The 9075-nt window shown below is 36.6% G+C and carries 6 protein-coding genes; 3 read left to right on the forward strand and 3 right to left on the reverse strand.

Going from position 1 to position 9075, the window contains the following annotated elements; translation table 11 throughout:
- Positions 1 to 41: 41 nt before the first annotated feature.
- Positions 42 to 824 carry an N-acetylmuramoyl-L-alanine amidase family protein gene (locus ACSBFT_RS21355; protein ID WP_463045723.1) on the reverse strand — a complete coding sequence of 261 codons (783 nt, stop codon included), beginning with the start codon at positions 822 to 824 and terminating at the stop codon, positions 42 to 44.
- Positions 825 to 957: 133 nt separating this feature from the next.
- Between ACSBFT_RS21355 and ACSBFT_RS21360 the strand changes: the two genes are divergently transcribed.
- Positions 958 to 3936, forward strand: coding sequence for a putative LPS assembly protein LptD (locus ACSBFT_RS21360; protein ID WP_489602363.1), 2979 nt, complete (start codon positions 958 to 960; stop codon positions 3934 to 3936).
- Between the two features lie 34 nt (positions 3937 to 3970).
- On the opposite strand, the gene ACSBFT_RS21365 is transcribed toward ACSBFT_RS21360, so the two are convergent.
- Positions 3971 to 4888, reverse strand: a complete 918-nt coding sequence (locus ACSBFT_RS21365; protein ID WP_489602364.1) for a PfkB family carbohydrate kinase — start codon at positions 4886 to 4888, stop codon at positions 3971 to 3973.
- 225 nt (positions 4889 to 5113) lie between these two features.
- Between ACSBFT_RS21365 and ACSBFT_RS21370 the strand changes: the two genes are divergently transcribed.
- Positions 5114 to 6631 (forward strand): DNA gyrase inhibitor YacG, encoded by a 1518-nt coding sequence (locus ACSBFT_RS21370; RefSeq protein ID WP_489602365.1) that lies wholly within the window; start codon positions 5114 to 5116, stop codon positions 6629 to 6631.
- A gap of 81 nt (positions 6632 to 6712) precedes the next feature.
- Here ACSBFT_RS21370 and argH read toward each other — a convergent pair whose 3' ends face one another.
- Complete coding sequence (gene argH, locus ACSBFT_RS21375) at positions 6713 to 8059, reverse strand: argininosuccinate lyase (protein ID WP_489602366.1); 1347 nt, start codon at positions 8057 to 8059, stop codon at positions 6713 to 6715.
- 400 nt (positions 8060 to 8459) lie between these two features.
- Here argH and ACSBFT_RS21380 point away from each other — a divergent pair, with 400 nt between their 5' ends.
- The gene (locus tag ACSBFT_RS21380; protein ID WP_489602367.1) at positions 8460 to 8981 is read left to right on the forward strand and encodes a hypothetical protein; all 522 of its coding nucleotides are present in this window, start codon (positions 8460 to 8462) and stop codon (positions 8979 to 8981) included.
- Positions 8982 to 9075: the final 94 nt, after the last annotated feature.

Genomic DNA, 9075 nt, shown 5'->3' on the forward strand with positions numbered 1-9075 from the left:
TTTATGCCTGTGAATACCATTAACGATACAAATATAATGCCTTATTGATTCCTTTCCACGTCGGTCTTGTAGGAATTAAAGGCCGTATAGATGGCTTGGGCAATATTGTCTCGACCATTTTCTGTACCTAACATCTTGGCATCGTTTGGATTAGAAAGATAACCAGTTTCTATTAAAACACTAGGCATGGTGGTTTCCCATATAACTAAAAAACCAGCTTGTTTTACACCACGGCTTTTGTTTCCGTGCTTAGTAAACTGCTGTTCAACTCTGGCAGCAAAATCCATGCTTTGATTCATAAATGCACTTTGATAGTTGGCTAGCATAATATGAGCCAGAGGAGAGTTTGGATTAAAGCCTTTGTAGGTTTTGGTGTAGTTGTCCTCCATTAAAATAACGTTGTTCTCTCTTTTAGCCAAGTCTAGGTTAGCTTCTGTTTTATGAAGACCCATCACATAGGTTTCAGTGCCGCTGGCATGGGAGCTGCTAAAGGCATTGCAGTGAATAGATATAAATAAATCTGCTTTGTTTTTATTGGCAATTTCGGCACGGGTATTAAGAGGTATAAAAACATCAGAATCTCTGGTGTAAATCACATCTACATCTTTTAAATTTCTTTTTATTTTATCACCCAGTTTTAAGGCAATATCTAGGGCGTACCTCTTTTCTTTCCCGTTTCCAGTGCCGGGGTCTTTTCCTCCATGCCCTGCATCAATCACCACTTTCTGGATGGAGTTTCCAGGGTAATGTTTTAGCGTGCAAAAGGAGAAAAACAATGTAGAAATTAATAGGAAAGCGATTATAAATGGTTTTTTGGAAAGCATAATTAAGTGTCATTTAGGTTATTTTAACACGATATTTGTAGCTCAATTACGTTATAAGGAAGCACTTTTAAACTACTTTTGTACCTCAAATTTAACTTTTTTGATAAAACAGGAAAAATTTAAAAATATTGTCTTGCTGCTTTTCATAAATTTCAGAGATGTTTTCAAACCATTTTTGAGCCCTTTGGTTTTATTATTCCTATGTGTTTCGGGAGCATGCTTTTCCCAAACAGACGCTTTGGTCGCTCCAAAGGATACCGTTAAGTCTGTTATTGCAGATTCTTTGGTAAGTGCAGATGGTAATTTGGAAACCACAGTGGTTTATACGGCAGAAGATTCTACCATAATGGATGTGGATGGTGAAACCATATATCTTTATGGTAATGCTGTGGTGGAGTATGGTGATATTAAATTAAAAGCAGATTACATCCGTATGAACTGGGGTATTAGCGAGGTTTTTGCTCACGGTATGCCAGATTCTACCAAATTGGTAGGAGAGAAGGTCAAAGGCAAACCTATTTTTATTCAAGGGGCAGATAGCTATAATACGGATACGATTCGATACAACTTTACTTCTAGAAAGGCCATAATTAAAGGTATAGTTACACAAGAAGGCGAAGGTATAATTCAGGGCAAAACGGTAAAAAAAGACCCGACAGATAATCTTTATTTAGTAGATGCCAAGTACTCTACTTGCGATTTGGCAGAGCCTCATTTTCATATTGCCGCTAAGAAAATCAAGCTGGTTAATAAGAAATCTATTATTTCTGGACCGTTTAACTTGGTTCTTGCGGGTGTTCCTTTGCCAATAGGGCTGCCGTTTGGTTTCTTTCCTGTTCCAAAGAAAAAGGAAATAGGTACGTCGGGATTTATTATGGGGAGCTATGGAGAAGAGCCTAATAGTAGAGGTTACTACTTTAGAGATTTTGGATATTACCACGCATTTAGTGAGTATATCGGAGCCAAAGTTTTAGCCCAAATTTACTCCAAAGGTAGCTGGGGTTTAGGAGTGCAGTCGCAGTATATTAAAAAATATAAATATTCGGGAAACTTGAACCTTCAGTTTAATAATAATAAACCAGGAGACGAACTTTCTCTACAACCAACCTCAAGGGATTTTAATATATCTTGGTCACATTCACCTCAAAATAAAAGAACAGATAGAAGTTTTTCTGCCTCTGTCAATATTGTAAGTAATGGCTTTAATCAGAACAACGTAAGACTAGATGCTGTTGACCAGTATACTAGCAATACCTTTGGTTCCTCTATTCAGTATTCTAAAGACTTTGGAAAGTTAATAAGAACCAGTACGGCTTTAAGAATAAATCAAAATGTATCAACGAAGGTATTAAATGGTGGTGGAACCTATAGTTTAGCTGTAAATCAGTTCAACCCCTTTGTGCCAGAAAAAAAACAAGTGGGAAATTGGTACGAGTCTTTTAGGGTAGGACTAACCTTAAATGGAGGATACTCGGTAACAAACCAGAACAATGCAAGGTCTACCAGTTATAATGATTATAATATTGCAGGAATTTCTAACGAACCAATTTCTACCATCGAAGAAAGAAGGAAACAAGAGTTAGAGCTTTTACTTAATTCCTCAAACTTATCTGATGAATTAAGAACACTTTATCAAGCGGAATTAGAGGCTTTGGATAGTCCCGTTATTACAGGTATTGATAATATATTGAAAAACGGCGTTTTTAACACCTCCTATACGGTGCCTATAGCCTTACCTAATATCAAAATTGCTAAGTTTATTAATTTGACTCCGAGTATGTCCTACAAAGGAGACATTTATACGAAGGAATTAAAATATACTTATGTAGGTCCAGGAGTAGGAGAAGAGGTGGTGCAACTGACCGATGGAAGAATAGTAACTGTAAAGTCTACTGAAGGACAGGATTCCTTAACTTACTCTTATGATGAAAATCAGAATTTAACGGTTTTGGCCGATGCCAATGGTGGTGGAGTAGTGGTGATAGACACGCTTAATGGACTGTCTTTTGGGCAAAGCTATTCCTTTGGAGCAAGTATGAACACGAGGGTTTATGGTACTTACAGGTTTAATGGCAATGGAAGAATGCAGGCCATAAGACATACCGTTTCACCATCTGTGAGTTTAAGCTATACGCCAGATACGGAGGGTCAATATGCTTTTAATACCGTTATTCGTGAGGATAGCACGGGTCAACAAACTCAGAAGTATTTGCCGAGATTTGTGAATTCTTCTGCGGGTATAGGCTCCCAGGCTGCCAATATTAGCTTTGGTATTTCTAATCAACTCGAGGCTAAGTTTAGGAGTAAATCGGATACCGCACAAAGTGAATTTGAGAAGGTTTCTTTGTTGGATAATTTTAGTATTAATAGTAGTTATAACCTTCTTGCCAAGAGTTCTCTCGGAGAGTTTGCCCTTTCTAATATTAACATGAGTGCCAATAGTACCTTGTTTAAGAACTTAATAAGGTTAAATGTGGGAGGAACTATCGATCCTTATAAGTATGAAAAAGATGATTTAATATCAAGCAACTTGGCTGGGCAAAGAATAACAGAATATAAATGGGTAAAGGATGCTGAAAACTCTGGAATAGATGTGGGTAATTATCTGAGTAATTTTAATGTGTCGGTTAATACGCAACTGAGTCCTAAAACTTTCGACAAGACCAAGCAGCAACCAGAAAAGAAAAATCCAAATGTAGATCCTGCTAGAGAAGCTATGGAACGTTTTATTAAAGCTAATCCCATGGCCTATGTTGATTTCTCTATTCCTTGGAGCCTAAGTATTGCTTATACCATAAGTTATAATAAGCAAGGTCTGGCAGACGCCAGAGTAACTCAGGCCTTACAGTTTCAGGGAGATTTTAGTTTAACCCCAAAATGGAAAGTAACCTATAGTACAGGTTGGGATTTTGTTTATAAAGAGGTGACCCTGACTAATATCGGAATGATGAGGGAGCTGCACTGCTGGGATATGAGCTTTAACTGGACGCCGATTGCAGGGAATTCTAGTAGAGCCTCTAATTATAGCTTTGACCTAAGGGTGCGTTCGTCTTTACTGTCAGACCTAAAAGTGAGTAGGAGAAGGCAATATTACAACAGCGGAGGATTCTAATTTAAACCTACCGCTGTTATAATAGTTAAGAAGTTTAAGCTATTTCAAAACTAGAAAGGCTAATAAATTCTTTTACCCTATCTGCAATTTCTTCGCTTGTAAGATTTAATAGTCTTTCGGTTCCAAATTTTTCTACACAGAAAGACGCCATTGCAGAACCGTAAATCATGGCTCTTTTCATGTTTTCAAAAGATAAATCATCTGTTTTTGCCAAGTGGCCAATAAAACCTCCAGCAAAAGAATCTCCAGCACCCGTCGGGTCAAACACGTCCTCTAAAGGTAAAGCAGGGCAGAAGAATATCTTTTCTCCTTGAAATAAGAGTGCACCATGTTCTCCTTTTTTTATCACCAAAGTTTTAGGACCCATTGTTAAAATGGTTTTAGCCGCTTTTCTTAAAGAATAATCTCCAGATAGCTGACGAGCCTCAGAATCGTTTATGGTAAGACAATCTATATCCGCTATAACGGCCTTTAGTTCATCCATTGCAATATCCATCCATAAATTCATGGTGTCTAGCATCACAAACTTTGGTCTTTTCTTGAATTTATTCAAAGTGGCGTGCTGAACAGCGGGCACCATATTTCCTAGCATTAGAAATTCACAATCTTGGTATCCTTCTGGGATGGTAGGCTCATAATTCTCTAAGACGTTCAGCTGAGTATCAAGCGTGTCTCTACTGTTCATATCATTATGATATTTTCCGGACCAGAAGAAAGTTTTTCCATTTGGGTCTACTTCTAGGCCGTCGGTGTTTATGCCATGCTTTTGGAAAGTAGAAATCATCTCTGAAGGGAAGTCACCACCCACAATACCTACTAAGTTATTTTTCTTTGTAAAATAAGAAGCGGTTAATGAAATGAAAGTGGCTGCCCCACCAATTATTTTGTCAGTTTTGCCAAAAGGAGTCTCTATTTTATCAAATGCTACGGACCCTACTGTTAATAAACTCATGTATGATGTTTGGTTTTTAATATTCTATCTGCAAAAATAGCAGTATTCTATTAAATATGATATTCCCCAAATTTCTTCAAAAAAGCACTTTTGCAAGATAATTAGGCTAACTGTAAAAAATCGTACCGTTTTTTTCTTTAATATTTTAGTGTTGAGTTTGTTGATTTCTAACGATTCTTTATTGTATTTTTACTCTCTCATAACTAAATAAGAACAATTTTTCAAATGAAGAAGCCTTTCATTCTTATCGGTGCTTTTCTGCTAACTGTAGCATTTAGTACATTATCTAATGCTCAGGGTTCAGTTCCTTGTGTAGAAACTTTAAATAAGTTTTTCCATAAAGAAGTAGTAACCACCATGCCACAAGGTGCCGCTCCGAAAGTCCTTAATAAATTAGGGACTAATCCTCAGTTTGGTCGTATTAGTAGACATACTGCGGCTTCAGCTTATTCTCACCTTAAAAGTGTTAAAAAAAGAGGTAAAAGACAGGCAGCTGAATTGGATAGATTATTAAGAACTCTGGGTTATACAGGGGCTAATGATCCTGATTTTGATGCCAGTGATATAACTCCAGTGATTGTACCTGCGGGTGCTGTAGGTTGGATGGGCTCAGGAAGTACTAAGTATTTCAAAGCTAAATTCGGAAAGGACTTTGAAGGGTATCAAATTTTTGTAAAAGATGGACCTTGTTTCGTTTATATCATGAAGACTTGCGGTAATATCTTCTATCAAGATATTCCTCCTTGTGATCAAAATATTCCATGTCCAGAGTGTAATAACTTCTCTTCTTGGAGTGCTAATAATAAAGCAAACCCATTTTGTGAATGTGTTCAATGTCCAGATTGTCAAGAAACAGTTCAGCAGAGTATTAATTTGTCTGGTGATGGTAAAATTGCCAGTGGCGATTATTTAAAGGATACTAAAGAGGTGGAATTAGTAGCTTCTTATGGTGGTCAAAGCCTTTGTTTGGGTAAATTAAGTGTTCCTGTTAATGTAGCTTACGAGTATGCTGCCTCAGGTTCTACGAGTGCATCTGAGAAAGTTTCTATTGATAACCAAAATGGAAATGTACTTTCTGCGATAGATTTAAAAATACCTGTAAACCTAGATTTTAATTTAGAAAAAGGTCAAACTAGCTTCGGAAGTGATGGTGCCATTAGAATGGATGTGACCAAGAAACGTTTTAAAGTGCTTAAGAAATCTTATCCTGTGTGTGCCACAGATATGGCATCAGAAACAATGGAAGGTTTATCTGCTCCTGAGATTGATAAGGCTGACGCTGAAACAATGGATGGAAGTAGTGATGGCGTAATAGGTAAAAAGAAACAAACATTATTTTTTGCGGGTAACGACGCCATTAGTGAAGTGGTAAGTAAGGAGCATAACCCTACTGTTACAGTTATAGCTCATGCTACTAAAGCAGGAAAATTAACGAAGGGAGAATCTGCTGACAAATACCTTTGTTTAGGACAATATGGTGTGGCTGGAGCCTCTGCACTTCAATATATGTTAACTGGAAGCAGCAACCTTACTCATGCTGTTGAAATTTGTGATGACAAAGGCAATCAGCCTTCTGAAAGAAACATAAACTTACCAATAGACCTTAAAGCCAACTTCACTAAACAAGAGATGAAAGTTGGTGATGATGGTAAAGTGTATATTCAAATCACTGAGAAACAATACAAAAAAATGGGCAAGAGATTCTCTAGATGTTGCTCAAACGGTGATGATTCTTGTTTCTAAGAAGAACTCATTTCTGTAAAGACATAAAAAAAGCATTCGATATCATATCGAATGCTTTTTTTTATGCTCAAATTCCAGATACTAGAATGGGCGTTTTTTTAATTTTTCAAAGGCCTTTTCAACCTTAACAAAGTTAAAGGAATCCATTACTGCGTTCATATTATTAGAAAGAGCGTCATTGCAAAGGTTACCCATGCTTCCCTCTAGTGTATGGTTTAAACTTCTATCAGGAATAAATTTGCCTTCGTTAATTCCTTCACCCGTTATTTTATAGGCATCCCGAAAAGGAACGCCACTTAAAACCAGGTTGTTTACGTTCTCTACACTAAATATTAGGTCGTATTTTGGGTCGTCTAGGATATTCTTTTTAACCTCCATTTCTTTAATCATGAATGCTGTAATCTCAAGACATTCAGAGAAGTTCTCAAACGCAGGGATTACCAATTCTTTAAGCAATTGTAATTCTCTATGATATCCGCTAGGTAAATTTGAAAGCAGAGCGTTAATTTGGGTAGGGAGACTTTTTAGTAAGTTGGTTTTTCCTCTTAAAATTTCAGCGACATCAGGATTCTTTTTGTGAGGCATTATACTGCTACCTGTTGTTATTTCTTCAGGTAGTTTAATAAAACCAAAGTTCTGGCTATTATAAAGACAGACATCCATGGCCAAACGAGAAAGGGTATTGGCGAGGTTGCTCAAGGCGGAAGAGACGGCATATTCCATTTTTCCTCTCGTCATTTGGGCATAGACCACATTATAATTTAGGTCTTCAAAGCCCAAGAGCTCCGTGGTTAAAGTTCGATTTAAAGGGAAGGATGAGCCAAAGCCAGCTCCGCTGCCTAAAGGGTTTTTGTTGACTATCTTATAGACAGCCTGCAGTAAAGTAAGGTCATCTATCAGACTCTCTGCATAAGCACCAAACCATAGTCCAAAAGAAGAAGGCATGGCAATCTGAAAGTGGGTGTAACCCGGAAGGAGGTCATTTTTATGTAGATTACTTTTTTCAATGAGGGTTTCAAAAAGGGAAAAAACCTGCTTAGAAATTTCTTCAATTTTTTGTCTGAGATACATTTTTAAATCCACTAAAACTTGATCGTTTCTAGATCTCCCGCTGTGAATTTTTTTTCCAGTATCTCCAAGTTTTTTAGTGAGCATTAGTTCTACTTGACTATGCACATCCTCTACATCATCCTCAATAACAAACACACCACTATCAATATCTTCAAGAATTAATTTGCATTCCTTTATTAAGGAAGAGAGCTCTTCTTTTTCTAATAGACCAATGCTTTCAAGCATGATGGCATGTGCCATAGAGCCCAGTACATCAAAAGGAGCTAGATGTATATCCAAAACCCTGTCTTGACCTACTGTAAATTTTTCAATATTCTCCTGGACTTTTTTCCCGTTGTCTTTATTCCAAAGTTTCACGTCAGCAATGTTTAAATTAATGAGATACAAATTAACGAAGAATGTGACCTAATGTAGAAAGGCAGGTCTAATAAAATGAAAAGTAAAAATTATTTAGTGGGGTCATTTTAGCACGGTATTTGCATATATATTATTGACTTCGAAGAATGACGCTTGCCGTTTTTCGATGAAATAAAAATAAAGTCTTTAAAATGCCCTTAGGGTGCATCTGGGGGCTTTTTCCGAAAGTAATATCGTGCATTCCTGAATACTGGCATAATTTTTATAGGTCCTTGAGGCCTTGTAGAACATGCTGTTTTTGGGAATTTGATGATGTTGCTTTTTTTTATTTTGTATTATGGTAACAATAATTCTTTGAGGGAGTTTTAGTTGCTGAGTGAATTTATAAAAACTGATTGATTTGAAAAAAAACTTACTTAAAAAAAGGTATATCCTTTTGTATTCCACCTTGTTTGTTGCCATTACGGTAATGATTACTCCAATGGACGCTTCTTGTTCAATGGTAGCTGAAACTTTATTTGATTCGGTTAATGATAATAATGCTTGTTTAATTAATAATAAGGAGACTTATGAATTAACCAATAAATCTAGTTCAGCCGGTTCTAAGTTTTCTCTCAAATTAATAAAAGAAACGACTAACGGTAGTCCTACTTATGCTTCAAGATATGGCTTAATCATATATGAGACAATAGCTCCTAGAGGTGGTTCTTATCATTCGCTTGAAGGTCAAATAGATGACTTAGCAGAGCTTCCTCAGACCAAAAAGAAATCAAAGATAAATTGGACTTTAGCCTTAAACGCTGGGCGTAGATGGAGTATTAAACATCTATGTGTTTTCAGTCCAGCTGGCAATGCTAATAGCGTAGATTATTTAGGGTTGCAAGGCATACCAAAACTAGATTGGTCAAAAAAACTAGCGTAAATAAAGAAATTAATTCCCGAAAGGGTTTTAGAATATTGAGTTGAATCAAATATAGATTTCGAAATTATTGAGTGAAACTTTACTAATTGAAAAA

Source organism: Arcticibacterium sp. SM2516, assembly GCF_057914865.1.

Excerpts from the sequence above, each read along its gene's own strand:
- ACSBFT_RS21355 (WP_463045723.1), bottom strand. The coding sequence starts at position 824 with ATGCTTTCCAAAAAACCATTTATAATCGCTTTCCTATTAATTTCTACA.
- ACSBFT_RS21365 (WP_489602364.1), bottom strand. The coding sequence starts at position 4,888 with ATGAGTTTATTAACAGTAGGGTCCGTAGCATTTGATAAAATAGAGACT.
- ACSBFT_RS21370 (WP_489602365.1), top strand. The coding sequence starts at position 5,114 with ATGAAGAAGCCTTTCATTCTTATCGGTGCTTTTCTGCTAACTGTAGCA.